General features: G+C 61.9%; 18 protein-coding genes and 1 other RNA gene. 5 read left to right on the forward strand and 14 right to left on the reverse strand.

The genetic code is table 11. From position 1 onward, the window contains the following. Positions 1-1086: 1086 nt before the first annotated feature. On the reverse strand, positions 1087-1533 hold the full coding sequence (locus LG047_RS07025) for a MucR family transcriptional regulator (protein ID WP_036283332.1): 447 nt from the start codon (positions 1531-1533) through the stop codon (positions 1087-1089). An 834-nt stretch (positions 1534-2367) separates the two neighbouring features. On the opposite strand from LG047_RS07025, the gene LG047_RS07030 reads away from it, so the two are divergent. Beyond that, positions 2368-2574, forward strand: coding sequence for a hypothetical protein (locus tag LG047_RS07030; protein ID WP_192815600.1), 207 nt, complete (start codon positions 2368-2370; stop codon positions 2572-2574). Between the two features lie 145 nt (positions 2575-2719). On the opposite strand, the gene LG047_RS07035 is transcribed toward LG047_RS07030, so the two are convergent. Next, positions 2720-3898, reverse strand: coding sequence for an alpha-hydroxy acid oxidase (locus LG047_RS07035; RefSeq protein WP_227966080.1), 1179 nt, complete (start codon positions 3896-3898; stop codon positions 2720-2722). A gap of 573 nt (positions 3899-4471) precedes the next feature. Between LG047_RS07035 and LG047_RS07040 the strand changes: the two genes are divergently transcribed. Beyond that, the gene (locus LG047_RS07040; protein WP_036283335.1) at positions 4472-5173 is read left to right on the forward strand and encodes a LexA family transcriptional regulator; all 702 of its coding nucleotides are present in this window, start codon (positions 4472-4474) and stop codon (positions 5171-5173) included. A 327-nt stretch (positions 5174-5500) separates the two neighbouring features. On the opposite strand, the gene LG047_RS19720 is transcribed toward LG047_RS07040, so the two are convergent. After that, positions 5501-6280 (reverse strand): M15 family metallopeptidase, encoded by a 780-nt coding sequence (locus tag LG047_RS19720; protein ID WP_227966081.1) that lies wholly within the window; start codon positions 6278-6280, stop codon positions 5501-5503. Between the two features lie 254 nt (positions 6281-6534). Between LG047_RS19720 and LG047_RS07050 the strand changes: the two genes are divergently transcribed. Continuing rightward, positions 6535-7023, forward strand: coding sequence for a hypothetical protein (locus tag LG047_RS07050; protein WP_227966082.1), 489 nt, complete (start codon positions 6535-6537; stop codon positions 7021-7023). 42 nt (positions 7024-7065) lie between these two features. Here LG047_RS07050 and LG047_RS07055 read toward each other — a convergent pair whose 3' ends face one another. The 3 genes from LG047_RS07055 to LG047_RS07065 form a co-directional block, all read right to left on the reverse strand. Next, positions 7066-7374, reverse strand: coding sequence for a cytochrome c (locus LG047_RS07055; RefSeq protein WP_227966083.1), 309 nt, complete (start codon positions 7372-7374; stop codon positions 7066-7068). 15 nt (positions 7375-7389) lie between these two features. Next, on the reverse strand, positions 7390-8607 hold the full coding sequence (locus LG047_RS07060) for a molybdopterin-dependent oxidoreductase (protein WP_227966084.1): 1218 nt from the start codon (positions 8605-8607) through the stop codon (positions 7390-7392). Between the two features lie 69 nt (positions 8608-8676). After that, positions 8677-10101, reverse strand: a complete 1425-nt coding sequence (locus tag LG047_RS07065) for a multicopper oxidase family protein (RefSeq protein WP_227966085.1) — start codon at positions 10099-10101, stop codon at positions 8677-8679. Positions 10102-10427: 326 nt separating this feature from the next. Between LG047_RS07065 and LG047_RS07070 the strand changes: the two genes are divergently transcribed. Next, positions 10428-11090 (forward strand): DsbA family protein, encoded by a 663-nt coding sequence (locus LG047_RS07070; RefSeq protein WP_227966086.1) that lies wholly within the window; start codon positions 10428-10430, stop codon positions 11088-11090. Positions 11091-11163: 73 nt separating this feature from the next. Here LG047_RS07070 and recR read toward each other — a convergent pair whose 3' ends face one another. The 4 genes from recR to ffs form a co-directional block, all read right to left on the reverse strand. Continuing rightward, positions 11164-11769 carry a recombination mediator RecR gene (gene recR, locus LG047_RS07075; RefSeq protein ID WP_036283355.1) on the reverse strand — a complete coding sequence of 202 codons (606 nt, stop codon included), beginning with the start codon at positions 11767-11769 and terminating at the stop codon, positions 11164-11166. Positions 11770-11778: 9 nt separating this feature from the next. Next, positions 11779-12102, reverse strand: coding sequence for a YbaB/EbfC family nucleoid-associated protein (locus LG047_RS07080; RefSeq protein WP_036283359.1), 324 nt, complete (start codon positions 12100-12102; stop codon positions 11779-11781). Positions 12103-12114: 12 nt separating this feature from the next. After that, on the reverse strand, positions 12115-13947 hold the full coding sequence (locus tag LG047_RS07085) for a DNA polymerase III subunit gamma/tau (protein ID WP_227966087.1): 1833 nt from the start codon (positions 13945-13947) through the stop codon (positions 12115-12117). Positions 13948-14022: 75 nt separating this feature from the next. Beyond that, an RNA gene (ffs, locus tag LG047_RS07090) (signal recognition particle sRNA small type) lies at positions 14023-14119 on the reverse strand. A gap of 9 nt (positions 14120-14128) precedes the next feature. On the opposite strand from ffs, the gene LG047_RS07095 reads away from it, so the two are divergent. Next, positions 14129-15052 carry a DUF4239 domain-containing protein gene (locus LG047_RS07095; RefSeq protein WP_227966088.1) on the forward strand — a complete coding sequence of 308 codons (924 nt, stop codon included), beginning with the start codon at positions 14129-14131 and terminating at the stop codon, positions 15050-15052. 82 nt (positions 15053-15134) lie between these two features. Here the strand turns inward: LG047_RS07095 and LG047_RS07100 are convergent, their stop codons facing one another. The 4 genes from LG047_RS07100 to LG047_RS07115 form a co-directional block, all read right to left on the reverse strand. Next, positions 15135-16238 (reverse strand): tyrosine-type recombinase/integrase, encoded by a 1104-nt coding sequence (locus LG047_RS07100; protein WP_227966089.1) that lies wholly within the window; start codon positions 16236-16238, stop codon positions 15135-15137. A gap of 2 nt (positions 16239-16240) precedes the next feature. Further along, positions 16241-16477 (reverse strand): AlpA family transcriptional regulator, encoded by a 237-nt coding sequence (locus tag LG047_RS07105; protein WP_227966090.1) that lies wholly within the window; start codon positions 16475-16477, stop codon positions 16241-16243. 139 nt (positions 16478-16616) lie between these two features. Continuing rightward, complete coding sequence (locus tag LG047_RS07110; RefSeq protein ID WP_227966091.1) at positions 16617-16934, reverse strand: DUF2190 family protein; 318 nt, start codon at positions 16932-16934, stop codon at positions 16617-16619. A 2-nt stretch (positions 16935-16936) separates the two neighbouring features. Then, positions 16937-17158: a phage head-tail joining protein gene (locus LG047_RS07115; RefSeq protein WP_227966092.1), complete on the reverse strand. Its 222-nt coding sequence runs from the start codon at positions 17156-17158 to the stop codon at positions 16937-16939. Position 17159 lies beyond the last annotated feature (1 nt).

Here is a 17159-nt window from a genome sequence, read left to right on the forward strand (position 1 = left end):
CCTTTTCAAGCAAGAGTTTCACTTTCGATCGAACGGATCGGTCTGGAGGCTGGGGCTCTTTCGCAGTGGCCTCTCGACGGGCGTCGAGCAGATCGATTTTGGCGCGTCCATATATTGTCCGCTTCACGACCTCGGTTTTTTGATCTGTCCTTCTGTTTGACCATTGGACCAAATCGAGGCGATGGCGGGATGAACGGCGGTCGTGTCCTTCGCGACGCCGCTAGCGAAAAATGTGACGAGACTGCATCTGGCTCGTTCGAGCCAGGCTTTGAGTTCGGATTAAGTTTTCTTGCGGATCATCAAATGTAAAACAGCGACGACGGTGCGCGCCTCGACGAGGCGGACTTACCGCCCTGCCAACGGCAGATCCGACAACCGCCGAAGATAACGGCTATGGAAGCGCGTGGCGATCACGTCGCAGTCCGGGCGCCGACTCGTCGTACTCGCCGGATGAACCGTGACCACAATAATCGCGCCATCACCGGCGGCGCTCTCAACATGAAATCCACGCGGCGCAAAATCCGAAGGGCGAAGCGTGTGACCCATGCTGAGCAGCCAACCTCACGCACAAAAACGCGACTTGGCTGCACACTTCACTGAATTTTGAAAAGGCGATCGACGTCGGAGAGAAACGATCTTCCCGGCTCATGTCGAGATCATCCATCATGACGGCTCGCCGCGGAACATGGAAAAGTCGGGCATGACCAAAGGTTTCCAAGCCAAATCTCCGCGCTTCAACCTTCCCTCATCAGCTCAGCTCTGTTTGCTGGAGCGCTGAGAATTTATTAACGAAGCATTTTCCGCAGCGTTGACGCGGGCGAACTGAAGCGCGCATTGGCAAGGTCGGCATGTCGCGGCGCGCGACAGCCCGGCTCAATGGATTTCATAGCTCCCTGGTCGCTCCGCAAATGTTGACGTCCCTTGAGGCGCGGCTTGCGACATGAGTTGACCGTGGACATCCTGTGATAAACATGCACGACATGGATCCCGCAATGCATTTGCAGTTGCGACGCCCGGTCGAAAACATTGTGAAGCGAGAGCGCTCGAGTAACGCGGCGGGCGATTGCCTTCAACGACTGTCGCGGCTCACTTTCTGGCTCTGCGCGCGCCGGACTTGCTTGACTTTTGACCCAGTCCCATCTGCACGGCCAATTCGGATCGAGTCTTAGCGTAATTGGGCGCGACCATCGGATAATCCGACGGCAGCCCCCATTTGGCGCGATACTGGTCAGGAGTCAGGGAATATGCGCTGCGAAGGTGACGCTTGAGCGATTTGAATTTCTTTCCGTCCTCGAGACAAATAATGAAGTCGGGCGTCACTGATTTCTTGATTGGAACTGCAGGTTCTTTCGGAGTCGTCGTATCGACAGCTGTAACTTGGCCGGACGCCAGCCGCACCAGCGAGGCGTGAACAGACTGCAACAAGGCGGGAAGCTCCGAAGCAGGCAAAGAATTGTTGGAGACGTAGGCCGACACGATTTCCGCCGCATATTCGAGACTTGCGGCATGTTCGGGAGAATTGTCATCAGCCATGAGCGGCGCTCCTTCTTAATCGAATCAGAAAACTCGGCCGGAATTTGAACACGTATTCCCCCTGTAGAAGCAAGCTGGAGCGCGAGACTAGACATCACTTCTTTCCGGGGCGCCCCAATGATAACGGTCGCATGCGGCGCGCGGCGCTGGATTATGTTGTCGCCCTTCACTGAAGCCGATCAATGATCTTTCCGATGATGTTGAGGATGATTGCCGCTTCATATCCGGGGCGCGGCGATTTCTATCGCTTGGTAGGCGCACAAGACGAACTTTTGAGGACGTTTATAATTTCAGCTTCAAATCAACCCTTTGACATCTTCTACATTGACGCCGTAACGGCCGGAGCCGATCGACAATGCTCAAGGCCGCCGCCATCCCGGAACGAATATTTCGATCCGGAACGGGCGCGACGTCTTTTCCGGCGCCGACGCTCGAAGCAGGACCGTGCGCCGGGAGCTGCGAGGGCGACCTCGCCTGTCAAGGAATTCTTCATTGTTTCAATATCCCGAATCAGTCGTCCATGATTCGGACATGCTCCGTTCCGGACATATTCAAGATTTTCCGAAATGAAGCAGCGCTGACAGGTCTCGCATTAAGAACCTGATCAGATCATTCACCGAGGGCAAGCATCGAGGAAATGGCGCCGCGTCGCCTGTGCGACCCACCCCGACATCGCCTCCCCTCGACACCACGGCGCCGCCGGCCGGCGGATCGTGCGACAACTGAGGCTTGTGAGTTGAAATATTCCGCCGTTGAATTATTTCTGGCTGATCGCGAAGGCGAGGCGATGACCTCCTCTCGCTCCCGGAATTGCAAATTGATAGGAAGCCCGCCGTGCCGGACATTTCGAACAAACGACAGCCGCAAAATCAGGAGCGCAGCCAATATCCGTTGTGGTTCGCGATTGTAGGACTTGTAATAAGCATCGCCAGCTACGGCATGATGGACTTGATGATTGGAGACGTCGTCTTCCTGTTTGGCGCGTTTTGCGCCGTTGTCGGGTTGGTCTATTGGTTTTTACAGCCGCGACACGGACTGTAGAAGGAATATCGACCCGCAGGTCTGACCAAAGAAGCGCCGCACTGATGATGGAGCGCCGAGAGCGAATTCGCCGAATTTGCGCTCCAATTTCGGCTGTCCCGCGTTCTGACGGGAAAGCGCATATGCTTACCATCAGCGCGCGCAATTACCTTTCATTGGGCGAATAGTTGGACCCGTTGGCGCCGCGGCGCCTGGTCAAAATTTCTTCCGTCACCGCATTGATATCGACGACGCCGCAAAATCCCATGGTGAGGCTGAGTTCTTTCGCTATTATTTCGAGGCACAGGCGAACGCCCTCTTCGCCCAATGCGCCCAGACCATAAAGATAGGCGCGGCCAATCATGACGCCCCGGGCGCCGAGAGCGATAGCCTTCAACACGTCCTGCCCGCTTCTGACGCCGCCGTCGAGCCATGTCTCGACGCTCCCGCCGACTGCTTTCGCGATCGCCGGCAAGGTGGAAATCGAGGACGGCGCGCCGTCGAGCTGGCGGCCGCCATGGTTGGAGACGACAATCGCGTCCGCGCCGACATCGACGGCGCGTCGCGCATCCTCGATGTCCATAATTCCCTTCAGAACAAGCTTGCCCTGCCAAAGGCGCCGGATCCAGGCGATATCCTCCCATGTCACCCTTGGATCGAACTGGCTGCTCGTCCAGGCTTCCAGCGACGCCATATTTTCCACGCCCGTCACATGCCCGACGACATTGCCGAAAGTCCGCCGCCGCGTGCGCAGCATGGCGAGTCCCCACTTCGGCTTGCGCGCCAGATCGAGCAGATTTGCAAGACCCGGTTTCGGGGGCGCCGACAGCCCGTTGCGCAAATCCTTGTGCCTTTGACCAAGCATCGGCAAATCGAGCGTGACGACGAGGGCGGAACATTTCGATTTCCCGGCCCGATCGATCAGACGTTCGACGAAGGCGCGATCGCGCATGACGTAAAGCTGAAACCAGAATGGCCGGCTCGTGTGGGTTGCGACGTCCTCGATCGAACAGATGCTCATGGTCGAGAGACAGAACGGAACGCCGAAAGCCTCCGCCGCTCGCGCGGCGAGAATTTCGCCATCAGCGTGCTGCATTCCGCACATGCCTATCGGGGCCAGCGCGACGGGCATGGCGACGTCTTGTCCGATCATTGTCGAGCGGAGATTTCGCCTCTCGATGTCGACAGCAACACGTTGTCTGAAGAGCAGATCGCCAAAATCGCGCGTGTTTGCGCGGTAGGTCGTCTCCGTCCACGAGCCGGCGTCGGTGTAGTCGTAAAACATTTTCGGAACACGCCGACGCGCGAGACGACGCAGATCCTCGATACAGGCGATGTGCGCCATGATTATCCCTTCGCCGGTTTCACCGCGACGCTCCTTGCGCCATTCGTGTCGCAAGCCGAAATGGAGCTCCCGAATTGTAAATCATCCGCCCGGCCCTCCTCCAGCAATCCCGTCGACATGGCGCGTGACGCTGTCCGGACCAGATAGGACCGCCCGCCGACGCTCGCCGACATGGAGCGGATCAGGAGACTGACCCGCCGCATTCGTCGACACGCCTCCGGGAGCGGCCCGGTTGCTCAGCTCCGAATTGGCCATAAGGGGAGAGATGGCCCATCGCCAGGAGGATATTCCTACGACTGCCGCCGGAATTCTCGATAGCGCGCTGATGCTGCTTGACCTTTGCCTTTTATTGCTATCCTTTTCCTCCGCCTCGTGACGCCGCATGTTTCACGAGACGCCGACGGAAACACGGTCAAGGTTACGCAAGGCCAAAAAATGAGACGCCAGAAGCTGAACATTTTGCGCAAATCGGATTGCGTGTTTCGCATTCCAGATTGCAATGCGTTTTCAGAGAGTTAAATTTTATAAATCCGTCACATGCCCTGTGGCGCCACGAAAAGAAGACCGAGATCCATGCACGACCGCTTAAAGAAAGCGCGCATAAGCGCCGGCTATTCGACGGCGACAGATGCGATCAGACGTTTTGGCTGGAAGGGCTCGACATATCGGGCGCATGAAAACAGCCAAAACCAATATGACGCCGAGACGGCGAAAATTTACGGCCAGGCTTATGGCGTGAGCCCCGGCTGGCTCCTGACCGGCGAAGGCGACATGAGCCCGCGGACCGCTGCGGCCTATTTGGCCGAGCCCCGGGAAGGCGCTCGCAACGCCTGCTTCGTCCCCCTCAAGGGAAAAGTGGCCGCCGGCATCTGGTCGGAGGTCTTTCTCGCCGAGAAGGACGACACGCAACAGAGAAGAACGCCGCTCCCTACCGATCCGCGTTTCCCCGAGGAGATACAATTCGATCTGGTCATTGAGGGCGCGTCGCTGAACAGATTTGCGCAGGAAGGTGATTATATTCGCTGCATCGACGCCCGGGACGCGGACGCCGAAATCCAGGACGGCGATCTCGTCGTTATCGAACGCATGCGCGAGAAAACGCTGCGGGAAATTTCCGGACGCCGGTTGCAGAGGAATGGCGATCGCCACGAGTTCTGGCCCGAATCCGACGATCCGCGCTGGCAAGCGCCCCTCGTCGCGAAAAATGGCCTGAGCGAGTCCGGCGAAGAGATCAGGGTAATCGGAAAGATCCTCTGGAAATATCGCGAGCCCTGAGATTCCGGCCGCGGCGCGGGATGTCCCGTGGACGCCGTCGGCCACGAGTTCTCACCGACAATCAGCACCAGTTGATTGTCCTCCCCGGGGCGGCTCCGTTCGATACAGACCTCGACCGGAGCCGCCTTGCACCGGAAAAAAGATTCGCGCTCGGCGGCCGAGTCGCCCGCAAATAAGGGGCGAAGACCGTCAGGACGCCGCCGAGCGATGCCTATTGCAAAATGGCGAGAGGCCTGCCGAAGCAGCTTCGCCGGGCTATTCCATCACGCCGCGCTGTTTTTCAGGTCTGGCTTGCGGTTATTTTTGTTGCACACGCGGCGGCGGGGTTCAGTTCGCCTTGTCTTTCGCCGCGAAAAACTCGGGCCGATATTCGAAATGCATCGTGTCGAAATGCCCCCATTTGCCGCCCCAGATGAAGCCATGACGCTCGAAGATCTCGACGATCTCATATGGAATGCGATTGCGATAGGCTCCCTTTCGCCACAGCCAGTAGTCGGCTTGCGCAATGCTGATGTCGATCGCAGCGCCATAGGCATGCATGCTGCGGGCGCCCGTGTCCTTGACGACGCGGCAATTGAAGGCGCCGGCGCTGGGGAAGGTGAGACGCTTAACTGGCGGCGGTAGCTGCTCCAGTTCCTGCCTGATTGCGCGCAGCTTGTCGGCGACGCCATTCACCGTGGTCACGCGCACGGCCTTTCCGCCGACCCATGGAACATCGACCAGGCGCTTCTGTGTTTCGCCCTTGTCGCAATCGCCATACATCTTGTCGAAGAAGGCCGCATTGCGGAAACGCCCCGGATCGTCGTTCGGTCCGGGAGGCTGGGCGAGCGGCCCGGTCTTGTAAGGAAGACTTAATTGGTCGAGCAACGAGGCGCGCCTCAGTTTCTCATCGAAACTCTTGTCCGCGCGACCGTCCGACAACGGCTGCTTCGTTCCATCACGCCATTGGACCGACGCCTCGTCCGCGCCGGCAAGATGATCAGGATAGGCGCGCACGAGCGCTTGCGGCGAGATCGCCTGCGCATGGGCGAGCGGGGACGCGAACACGGCGACGAAAACAAAAGAGACGCTCGCGCCGATACGTTTCGGCGCCTTTGGCGCATTCACGACATCATCCTCCAGCATCGAAGCGGCGCAGGGCAAGCGGCTTCGCAAAAAAGGGATCGCCGAACGCTCACCACTGAAACCGCCAAGCTAAATATCGTCCTCGAATGGATGGCGCGCACTGCGATGAAGTGTCGCGGCGTTTCCTGCTCAACGCCGGCCGTTACAGCGGCTCGACGAAAGGTATGCGAACTTGCGGAGCAATCCATTCATGGACAATATGAAAGCCGGAAAATGAACGCGTGCAGGGCGGGATCATGAAACGAATTGCGATAGTGACGTGCGCCTTCGTAATTTGCATTGCGATCGGCGCGGCGCCTGAAGCCCGGGCGAAGGAACAATGGGACAAGGCGCAGCCCGACCTGCAAAAGATCGGCGTGGAGCTTGTCGTATGCAAGGACTATCCCGAACAGCTCATATGTCTCGGAATGGGCTGCGCGTCCGGCGCGTTCGAACTGATCAGCATTCGCAGCGCCTCCGGCGCATTCACCGAAGATGTGCAGCTCTCGGCCGGCGGCAAGACATTCGACGTGCGCTTTTCAGATCATGATCCAAAGATCATGGAGGTCGTGGGAACTTCCGGCTCCAGAGCGAAAGTTTCCTCCGATCTGGTCGACGCGATTGCAGCCTCCCGCAAGGTGACGATCCGCGATCCGAAAGCCGATGGATTCACGGAAAGTTATCTCACCAAGGGGTTGAAGGCGCTGCTTCAGGACCCGAAGGGCTCCTGCGCCGCGGTCAGGTGATAGCGGCGGCGGCTCCGCCCCCTGCGCCGCCTATTAAAGCGCTCAATAGGTTCGCGCGAGATAATCGATGATCGTCTTCGCATCGGCCTCGGAGATCGAAGCGTGATAGGCCTTGATCATCTTCCTGACTTCGGCCTCCCAGAAAGCAGCGCCGCGATGGGGCGGCTGCGTGTTTACATAGTCGGCTGAGTGACAGGCGAGACAATTGTTTTGCGCAACGTCGCTCCCCGGTCCCGGACGAAAGACAGCGGTTTCTTCGGGCAGCGCATAAGTCAGGGGCTTTGCCGCGCCAGCGGTCACGAACAGCATTGACGCCGCGACGACGGCTTGCGTCCGGTTGAGTTTTCGCATGATCGCGCCCTCCGGTCAGTGCGCCGCGACGCGCACCGTCTCCACGACGTTGCGCATATAGCCGGCGGGGTTCCACAATGGGGCCATCGGCTGCGATTGCCCGATCCTGTTGATGGCGCACACGCGCAGATGATGCTCGCCCCTCGCAAGTCGCGTCGTCGCGCGCCATTCGCGAAACGAGTAGCGCCCAAGGTCGGGGCCGAGACTTGTCGCGCGCCAGTTCCGACCGCCGTCGCTCGACAGCAGAACTTCCGTGACGCCATAGCCGCCATCGAATGCGACGCCTTTTACGATAGTTTCGGCCCCGGCCTTCACTTTCGCGCCATCGGCGAGATTCGTTATGAATGACCGAACGTCGAGACGCCTGATCGGCGTCGTCGCCGTTGCTGCCTGACCCGGTTCCGTGCAGGCGCAGGCGTTGTCGGGAATCCGATAGGCGTTCTTGACCCAGAAACCGTCGAAGACGTTGTCGATGACCGTGATCTCGCTGAGATGCTTTACCCAATAGGTGCCGTAATAGCCGGGAACGACGAGGCGCGCCGGAAAGCCGTTGAGCCATGGCAGGTCTTCGCCATTCATGGCATAGGCGATCATCACCTCGCCGTCGCGAGCGTGATCGATGTCCAGCGCCTTTTCGAAGTCGGGCGTTTCCGGCAGCACGGGTCGGTCGAACCCGTTGAAAACGACCTGACGCGCGCCGGCCTGAACGCCCGCCTTGTCGAGCACGGACTTCAGCGATACGCCGCGCCATCGCGCATTGCCCATCGCGCCATTCGCCAGTTGCCCGCCCGCGACGCGGGGTTCGACAAAACCGCGGCTGTTGCCGGAACACTGGTTCACGGCGACGATCTCGATTGGCTCGAAGCCTGTCTTCAGATCTTCCAGTGACAGCGACAGGGGAAGGTCGACCTTGCCTTTCAATTCGATCCGATACGTCGCGGGATCGATCGACAACGGAATATCGGCGAGGTGATAACGCACGAAGAAGGCGTCATTGGGCGTGATCGCTCCTTCATCGAAAACGCTGAAAGGCGTTTCGAGTTGCGGCGGGCGAGCGGTCAGCTGTATCAGCGGCCGTTTGCCGGGATAACGGACGAGCGGTCGTTCGCCATTTGCGAAAGGCAGCGTCACGCTCCCCTCCGCGCGCGCGCCCAGCGGAAACGCGAAACCATCGAAGGCTGCGCCGATCGTTGCGCCGCCCATTGCCTGTAACACGGATCGCCTTTTCATCATCGCACCGTTTCCCCGAAAGCATGGCGGCCAAGCGAAACGAACGGCGCCGCTGGGGCGCCTTATGCGACGTCACGAATAGGCGAACGTCGCGAACATTCCTGCGTGCATGTGATACAGCAAATGACAATGGAAGGCCCAGCGGCCGGGATTATTGGCGTCGAAAGCCATGACGACGCGTTTTCCCGGCGGAACCAGCACCGTGTCGCGCATGGCGCCCGGGAAGCGCGCGCCGTCGATCTCCACGACCTGAAACTGATGGCCATGCAAATGCATCGGATGAGACATCATCGTCCGGTTCGTCAGCGCGATTTCGACGCGCTCTCCGAGAGCCAGCGGCAGCGGCGGCGTCGAGGCGCTCCACACGACATTATTCAGCGACCAGACATAGCTCGCCATATCGCCGGTCAGATCTATGGAATAGACGCGATCCGCCTTCCGCTGATCGAGCGGCGCGATGGCGCGCAGTTGCGATTCGAGATCGAGGTTCAGCGCCGTCGACGCTTCCGCCGCGAGTTCCGGAACGCGCTCGATCGTCGCCCCGGCCGGCGCGAGGATAACGCCGGTCCGCCGTCTTTCGCCTTCCAGAACGAACAGAACCGGGAGCGCCTTCGCCTGCTTCGGCGTCTCCAGCAGAATGTCGAACCGCTGCGCGGATGCGATCGGAAAGCGCCGCCCGGCGATGGGAAGAACCTTCTGTCCGTCCACCGCGACGAGCTTTCCCTCGATCTCGCCGAGATCGACATGGAAGGCGCTCATCGATGCGCCGTTGATGATGCGTAAAAGCACACGCCCGCCGGCGTCGATCCGGATGACCTCAGGATCAGCCAGCGTGCGGTCATTGGCGAGAAAGGCGTCATATGTGACGTCGTTCAGATCGGGCCTGGCCATTGGCGTCGTCATCGGCCCGGCCATCGCCTTGCCCATATGCATCCCGTGGCTCGCAGGCATGTCAGCGGAGGCGGCTTTTCGCTTTTTCCCAATGAGAGACGCATAAATCTCCTCGGCGGGCCTGAAGCTGAAATCGGCCAGCATGACGACGACCTCCTGCAGGTCCTCATGCGTCGCGCCGTCATGGATGATCAGGGGCGCCGACATGAGCGACTGCTCCTGAAATCCGACATGCGAATGCATCCAGTATGTGCCGCCGAACGTCAGCGGAAAATCATAATCCGCCGCGTCGCCCGGCGCGATGACCGGACCCGTCACCTCGGGCACGCCATCCTGTCGCCACGGCGGCGTGAGCCCGTGCCAGTGAACGAGGCTCGGCTCGCCCAGTTCATTTTCCACGCGCACGCGAAATGACGCGCCAACCTTCGTCGACAATCCGGAAACGCCGCTCGCCTGTCGAATTCCGTAAACGGAAGCAGCTCTGCCATTCACGTCGATGATGCGGCGCTGCAATTTCAGGACGGTGGGCGTCGCCGCCGCCTTGGCAATAGCGGGCGTCGCCGCCATGGCGACCGTGTTCAACAGAAACGCGCGCCGCGTGAGCATGTCGATGCCTCTTGGCCGTAGGAAAAACGCGATGGGAGTTTTCAAGAACGACGCGGGACGGCGATCTCGAAGGCGCCAGAGCGCCAATATGGGCGCCGAATTTCGGGGTTCGTCAAATATTCGATTGCCGATCCCGTTTCGTTTCGCGCCTTCGCCAGCGGGGCATGAGCGCAGCACAGCCCGCTGATGTCATTGACCAAAATGTCGACATCCGTCTTGCGCCGGGCGACGATTTCGACGCCTGTTCGCCGCTGCGGCTAATTTTGAATTGCCACAATCTGCGGACAGATTATGGTCTGTCCACACGATTCAGCCACGGGCCTCTCATGTCTTTTCCGTTCTTTACGCTTTCCCGCCGCAGCCTGCTTTCCCTCGCCGCCGGGGCTCTGGCCTTCGCCGCCACGCCTGCGCTTGCCGAAAAATCCTCGTCCGGCAAGGTCTCGATGGAGGAGCTGATGGGGCCGAACGCCCTGCCCGACGTGGTCGAGGGCGGAGCCGCCGCGCCTGTCACGATCGTCGAATACGCCTCGATGACCTGCAGCCACTGCGCCGCCTTCCACCACGAAGTCTATCCGGCGCTGAAGAAAAACTATATCGACACGGGCAAGGTGAAATTCATCCTGCGCGAATTTCCGCTCGATCCGCTGGCGACCGCCGCCTTCATGCTCGCGCGCGAACTCGGCGACAAGCGCGACGCCGCTGTCGACCTGCTGTTCTCGCAGCAGAAGAACTGGGCCTTCACCGACAAGCCGCTCGACGGCCTCGCGAATGTGCTGAAGCAGGCGGGCCTGGGCCAGGAGAAATTCGAGGCGATCCTGAAAGATCAGGCGCTCTACGAGAAGGTGAACAAGGTGCGCGAACGCGGCTCCGAGAAATTCGGCGTGAATTCGACTCCGACCTTCTTCGTCAACGGAGACAAATACACCGGCGAGATAAGCGTCGCCGATTTCGACAAGATCATCGCGGCGCATACGCCCGCCCCGAAGTGACGGTTCTCGCCCGGCCTCGGGAATAACTGAACAACGAATGGCCGGGGCGGACCCGGCCATTTCTTTTACAGGCCTAAAAACTCGTCCGCCGCTCCAGCGCCGCGGCGAGCGTGCCTTCGTCGAGATAGTCGAGTTCGCCGCCCACCGGCACGCCATGAGCGAGCCGCGTCACCTTCACGCCGAAGGGGGACAGGAGATCGGCAATGTAATGCGCGGTCGTCTGGCCATCGACGGTGGCGTTGACGGCCAGCACGATCTCGCGGATTTCTCCGGCGCGAACACGCTCGATGAGGCTTGCGATCGTCAGATCGTCCGGCCCGACGCCGTCGAGCGGCGACAGCACGCCGCCGAGCACATGATAACGGGCGTTGAGCAGTCCCGCCCGCTCCAGCGCCCAGAGATCGGCGACAGTCTCCACGACGACGAGGATCGACGGATCGCGCCGCGCGTCCCGGCAGATGGTGCAGGGATCGCTCGTATCGATGTTGCCGCAGACGGAGCAGGAAACGATGCGTTCCTGCGCGACGCGCATGGCGTCGGAGAGCGGCGCGAGCAATTCCTCCCGCTTGCGGATGAGATGCAGCGCCGCGCGGCGCGCCGAACGCGGGCCGAGCCCCGGCAGTCGCGCAAGGAGCTGCACGAGCCGTTCGATTTCGGGACCTGCGACGCGTTCCGCCATTGAAGGAACTCAGAACGGCAGCTTGAAGCCCGGCGGCAACTGCAACCCGCCCGTCATCGCCTTCATCTTTTCCGCCATGACTTCGTCGGCCCTGGCGCGCGCCTGCATATGTGCGGTGACGATGAGGTCCTCGAGGATTTCCTTCTCCTCGGGCTTCACGAGGCTCGGGTCGATGGAGATTGATTTCATCGCGCCCTTGGCGGTGAGCCGCACTTTCACCAGCCCTCCGCCGGCCTCGCCCTCGACCTCGGTCTGTTCGAGTTCGAGCTGCGCCTCGGCCATCTTGGCCTGCATCTGCTGCGCCTGTTTCATCAGGCCCATGAAATCCATCATCAGCTCTCTCCGTTAGTCTTCATCGGGAGACATATCGTCATATTGCACGTCCGGCGCCTCCGGAGCGCCGGCGCCCTCGTCCTTGCTGCGCACCGCGACGATCTGCGCTCCGGGGAAGCGCGCAAGAACGCCCGCGACGACCGGATCGGCCTCGAGCCCCGAGCGGCGCTCGCGCTCCTGCGCGTCGCGGCGTTCCTTGATCGTCGGCGCGCCGCCCGCAGCGACGATCGACACCATCCAGCGCTCATTCGTCCACGCTTGCAACTTTTGCATGAGCGCCGAGGCGAGATCGCGCGAGCCGCCGGGGGCGAGCTCGAATTCGATGCGGCCGTGTTCGAAGCGCACGAGCCGCACATCCGATTCGAGCGCGAGCTTCAAGCGGATGTCGCGTTTCTCCTCGGCGAGCGCGACCAACGCATCAAAGCTCGCGATGGCGACGCCCTGCTGCTCGGGCGCCGGGGAAGCGGGCGCGGCGACGGGACGAGCCGCGCCTTGGTTGCGCAGAGCCGGCGCGCCGCCGGCGATCGCGACGGGCGCGCCGCGTGACGGGGAGCCGCCCGGCGCGGGGGAGGCAGGCGCGGCGCCGCCGGCGCCATGTCCCAACTGTTTCAGCAACTCGCCCGGCGTCGGCATGTCGGCGGCGTAAGCGAGCCGCACCAGCACCATGTCGGCGGCCTGCAGGGGACGCTGCGAGCCGCGCAACTCGTCGACGCCCTTCATCAGGATCTGCCACGCGCGCGTCAGCGCGGGAACGGAAAGCCGCTCGGCCGCGTCCGAGCCGCGGCGTTTTTCCTCCGGCGTCAGCGCGGCGGATTGCGCCGTTTCGGGCGCGAGCTTCAGCCGCGTCGCGAGATGGGTGAACTCGGCAAGCTCCAGCAAAACCTGCGCCGGATCGGCGCCGCCGTTGTACTGGTCTTCCAGCAGCGCGATGGCCCGGCCGACGTCGCCGGCCATCACGGTCTCGAAGAGATCGATCACCCGCGCCTTGTCGGCGACGCCGAGCATGAGGCGCAGATCATCCGCCGCAATCGCGCCGCCGGCGGCGTGCGCCGAGCCATAGGCGATCGCCTGATCGAGAAGGGAGAGCGCGTCGCGCGCGGAGCCCTCCGCCGCGCGGGCGATCATGGCGAGAGCGTCTGGCTCGATCGCCACATTCTCCTTCTCGCAAATTCCGCGCAAATGGCTGGCGAGCAGACCGGCGTCGATGCGGCGCAGGTCGAACCGCTGGCAACGCGAGCGCACCGTCACCGGCACCTTGTCGATTTCGGTCGTCGCGAAGATGAACTTCACATGCTCCGGCGGCTCCTCGAGCGTCTTCAGTAGGCCGTTGAAGGCGGCCTTGGAGAGCATGTGCACTTCGTCGATGATGTAGACCTTGGTCCGCGCCATCACCGGGCGATAGCGGGCGTTGTCGATGATCTCGCGAACGTCGTCGATGCCGGTGTGGGAGGCGGCGTCCATCTCCAGCACGTCGACATGGCGCGAGTCGATGATCGCCTGACAATGGACGCCGAGTTCGTCCATGTGGATCGTCGGCTTTTCGATCGCGGGGCGGCCGTCTTTCGCCGGCAGCTCATAATTGAAGGCGCGGGCGAGAATGCGCGCGGTCGTCGTCTTGCCGACGCCGCGCACGCCGGTCAGCAGATAGGCCTGATGGATGCGGCCGAGGTCAAAGGCGTTCTCCAGCGTGCGCACCATCGGCTCCTGGCCGATGAGGTCCACGAAGGTCGTGGGACGATATTTGCGCGCCAGGACGCGATAAGCGGCGGCGGGCTCGGCGGCGGCGCCAAAGAGCGAGGGGCCATTGTCCGGCTCGAGCGACGGCTGGTCGTGCTCGTGGTCCATCTTCGTTCCGCGCTAGAAAGACGAAAGGCGCGAGGGCAGAAGCAGCGAGGCCCTGCGCAGCGCGCCTGTCGGAAAGGTAGGAGGCTGGACGAAGACCCGCTCAAGCTCGTTAGGGCTGCTTCCTTCCGGACCTGACCCGGTTGGCGAGTGAAACGTCCAACGCCAACCTCCCGGCCCTTATGTGGCAGAGGACGCGCCCGGACGCAAGGGGGGCCTCGGCGCGCATTGCGGCGGCTGCGGATTTTCCGTTTTTCAGCGAAAACTGGCCTTTCGCCCCTTCCCCCTGCTCCCCGGCGGCGATACGAAGCCGTCGCTGTTTTCATGCGCGGAGGCGCTCTTGCTGTCCTACTGGCTGTCGCAAACCCTGCCCATGATGGAAGTGACGCTGGTGCTGGCCTTCGTCGCTTTCGCAGCCTTCCTCGCCTGGCTCAGCTTCGCTTCGCCGCTCGCGCCCGTCCTGCAGGGCGCGCGGGGCGTCGTCCCGCCCTTCGTCAACATCGCCGGAACGCTCTTCGCGCTGATGGTGACCTTTCTTTCGCAGGACATCTGGGAGAGCAACCGGCAGGCGCGCCGCGCCATCAACAAGGAACATGAGTATTTGCTGACCCTTCGCGCGCTCAGCGAGGTGAATGGAAGCGTCGACGAGACGCTTCGCGCCGCGATCCGCGAATATGTCGAGGCCGTCGTCGGCCTCGAATGGAAGACCATGGAGGACGGCGAGGGCGCGCCGGAGGCGCAAGCCGCGCTCGACCATCTCACGCGCGTCGTCGCCAGAACCTCAACTGACCGGCGTTTCGAGCGCGCGCTCACCGAAACCGCGCTGGGCCTCAATTCCGCGCGCGAACAACGGCTTTCGATCGCCAACGCTTTTCCGGACGACCGGAAATGGGCGGCGGTCTTCCTGCTCGCATTCCTGACGCAGATCAGCCTCGCCGCGACCCACCTTGAGCGCCCGCGCCCGCAATTGATGGCGCAGGCGATCTTCGCCGGAGCGGCGGTGATCTCGCTCTCGCTGGTCGCCTCGGTCGAGAAGCCGTTCGAACCGCCGGACGCGACCAGCGCCCAGCCGCTCGCGGAAATATTGAATCTCATCCCGGAGAAGTGAGCGCCGCGGCGGCCGTATCCCCGGCTCCCGGAAGTTTTTTGCGCTGCAATTCACCTTTCCGCCGGGATTGGGAACCTCATTTTCATCTCTTTGTTTTCCTTTCTGTTTCAGAAATTTTCCCCAAACCTTTTAGGGACGGTTTGGGAACTTTGTTGCTAATTCGTCCCGTCTCCAGACGGAAGATGGCCGCCTCCGCCAGGGTCTCTTGATCGGCGTCCCGCGTGTAGCGCTCCGCCTCCGCCAAGCTCTTGTGGCCAAGGATGGCCATGATCTCTTTTGCCGAGCATCCGGCTTCGGCGAGACGGCGCCCGGCGGCCTTGCGGAGCCCGTGCGGCTGGCATTCCAGCGGGAGCCCCGCCGCCGTGATCGCGTCGCGAAGGAAATGGCTGAAGCCGTCTATGCTGAAGGTCTTGCCGGCCGCCGTCGTAAGCATGGACACGTGGTCGCGAGGCGCGGCGGCGAGTGTCTCGCGCAAATCGGCATGGATCGGAATAATCAGCCTTGCGCCGGTCTTCTGCTGCGTCACGGTCATCGTCGCCGGGGTAGTGGTCGCCCATGTCATACGGCGCACGTCCGAACGCCGCTGGCCCGTGAAAAGCATCAGGGCGAAGGCGAGTCGCTCACGTGTCCCGATAGGCCAGCGCTTTTCGAATTGCTCGATCTCGGCGTCGGTCCATGACCGAATCTCGCCCAGCTTCGGGCGCCTAATGCCAAGGGTCGGATCATGATTGATCCATTCGATCTCGATTGCGTGGCGGATCAGGACGCGCAATATGCGGAGAACATTCAACGCTGAGCCAGGGCGGTCTGCATAGGGGGCGAGGATCTTCGTCACGATGCCGCTGCGCGTCATGCCAGACAGCGTGCGATGCGCATGGTCCTGTATCAGCGGCTTCAGCCATGTCTGATAGTTGCGCTTCGTCGTGTCTCTGAGCGCGCGATATTCTCCGCTTTGCTGATAGCTCAGGATCAGCGCGCCGATTGTGCCGGGCGAGGCCGGCTTGCGCTTCTCATTGCGCGCCGAGACATTGCCCGCGAGGGCCTCCGCATAGGCGGTCTCGAACTCGGGCGAGCCGATCGGGCTGGGAAGCGGAACGCGGGCGCCCTTGCCGCGCCGGAAGTAGACGCGGGTCTTTCCGTGACGATCCTTGAAGACCTCGATATGTGGCGGGCGCTTGTTCGACATGCTCAATCGTCCCAAGTCGTGTCCGGCGGCGAAGCGCCATCATAGGGCAACTCGTCAACCGCCGCGTCCAGGTCCCGCGCGTCCCATCCTTTGATCCTGTCGTCGAGCCTCTTGGCCGGCGGGAGACGGCCGGCCTGCACGAGCTTATCGAAATGCGTCGGACTGATGTCGAGATACGCGGCCGCGCGCTCCCGGCGGAGAAGCCGGGGAGCGATGATATGGCGTGGCGTGGTCGACATTGGCTTGATTTGCCTCTGAAATTGAGTGGCGGCCTTCGGCGATTGACAGAACGTCTCGCGTGACACGCGCGCCGGGGGCGCTGATCGCCTTTCCCGTTATTCGACGGGCTGCCGGCGCCGTCAAAAGGAAGTCCCCGGATTAGGTGATGACAGGATCAATCTTGACGCGCGTGGTCGACGCCCCGCTGGCAGCTACCGCGACGCCAACGCGCGTATTATCTGTTGGCGTCGCCGTCAGAACGCCGGGGGTCGCATCCCAAAAGACGGGCTCGCCGGCGGCAAGGCCCGTCACGGGAAGCTCGAACACGCCCTTGGTCGCAAGCTCCACGTCGGCGCCAGACTCGGCGTCGGTCGCGGCGACGCCTGCAATTTTGCCGACAATCACGAAGTCGCCGCTGTTCACGGCGGCGGGAGCGGTCACGGTCAGCACGTCGCCGACCTGAACAAAATTCTGCATGGTTACAGCCCTTTCGAGGGTGAGAGTTTGATGATGCGGGAGCCGCCGCCGTTGAGTTCGGCAATGCGGCGCTCCACGTCGGCGATGGCGCGGGCCAGTTCCGTGTCGCTGCGGAACCGGACCCGCTCGGACGCGTCGAGCGTCCTTGTTTCGATTTCGGCCTCCCCGCCATAGCGGAGAGCCAACAGGTCATTCAGCCGGGCTTGAAGTGTGGCCAGGTCCATC

Origin of the sequence: Methylocystis sp. WRRC1 (genome assembly GCF_020733155.1) — a bacterium.
GTDB lineage: Bacteria > Pseudomonadota > Alphaproteobacteria > Rhizobiales > Beijerinckiaceae > Methylocystis.

What these genes read in the sequence shown, in the direction of transcription:
- LG047_RS07025 (WP_036283332.1), bottom strand. Translation starts at nt 1,533, where the DNA reads ATGGCTGATGACAATTCTCCCGAACATGCCGCAAGTCTCGAATATGCG.
- LG047_RS07035 (WP_227966080.1), bottom strand. Translation starts at nt 3,898, where the DNA reads ATGGCGCACATCGCCTGTATCGAGGATCTGCGTCGTCTCGCGCGTCGG.
- LG047_RS07040 (WP_036283335.1), top strand. Translation starts at nt 4,472, where the DNA reads ATGCACGACCGCTTAAAGAAAGCGCGCATAAGCGCCGGCTATTCGACG.
- LG047_RS07050 (WP_227966082.1), top strand. Translation starts at nt 6,535, where the DNA reads ATGAAACGAATTGCGATAGTGACGTGCGCCTTCGTAATTTGCATTGCG.
- LG047_RS07055 (WP_227966083.1), bottom strand. Translation starts at nt 7,374, where the DNA reads ATGCGAAAACTCAACCGGACGCAAGCCGTCGTCGCGGCGTCAATGCTG.
- LG047_RS07060 (WP_227966084.1), bottom strand. Translation starts at nt 8,607, where the DNA reads ATGATGAAAAGGCGATCCGTGTTACAGGCAATGGGCGGCGCAACGATC.
- LG047_RS07065 (WP_227966085.1), bottom strand. Translation starts at nt 10,101, where the DNA reads ATGCTCACGCGGCGCGCGTTTCTGTTGAACACGGTCGCCATGGCGGCG.
- LG047_RS07070 (WP_227966086.1), top strand. Translation starts at nt 10,428, where the DNA reads ATGTCTTTTCCGTTCTTTACGCTTTCCCGCCGCAGCCTGCTTTCCCTC.
- recR (WP_036283355.1), bottom strand. Translation starts at nt 11,769, where the DNA reads ATGGCGGAACGCGTCGCAGGTCCCGAAATCGAACGGCTCGTGCAGCTC.
- LG047_RS07080 (WP_036283359.1), bottom strand. Translation starts at nt 12,102, where the DNA reads ATGATGGATTTCATGGGCCTGATGAAACAGGCGCAGCAGATGCAGGCC.
- LG047_RS07085 (WP_227966087.1), bottom strand. Translation starts at nt 13,947, where the DNA reads ATGGACCACGAGCACGACCAGCCGTCGCTCGAGCCGGACAATGGCCCC.
- LG047_RS07100 (WP_227966089.1), bottom strand. Translation starts at nt 16,238, where the DNA reads ATGTCGAACAAGCGCCCGCCACATATCGAGGTCTTCAAGGATCGTCAC.
- LG047_RS07105 (WP_227966090.1), bottom strand. Translation starts at nt 16,477, where the DNA reads ATGTCGACCACGCCACGCCATATCATCGCTCCCCGGCTTCTCCGCCGG.
- LG047_RS07110 (WP_227966091.1), bottom strand. Translation starts at nt 16,934, where the DNA reads ATGCAGAATTTTGTTCAGGTCGGCGACGTGCTGACCGTGACCGCTCCC.
- LG047_RS07115 (WP_227966092.1), bottom strand. Translation starts at nt 17,158, where the DNA reads ATGGACCTGGCCACACTTCAAGCCCGGCTGAATGACCTGTTGGCTCTC.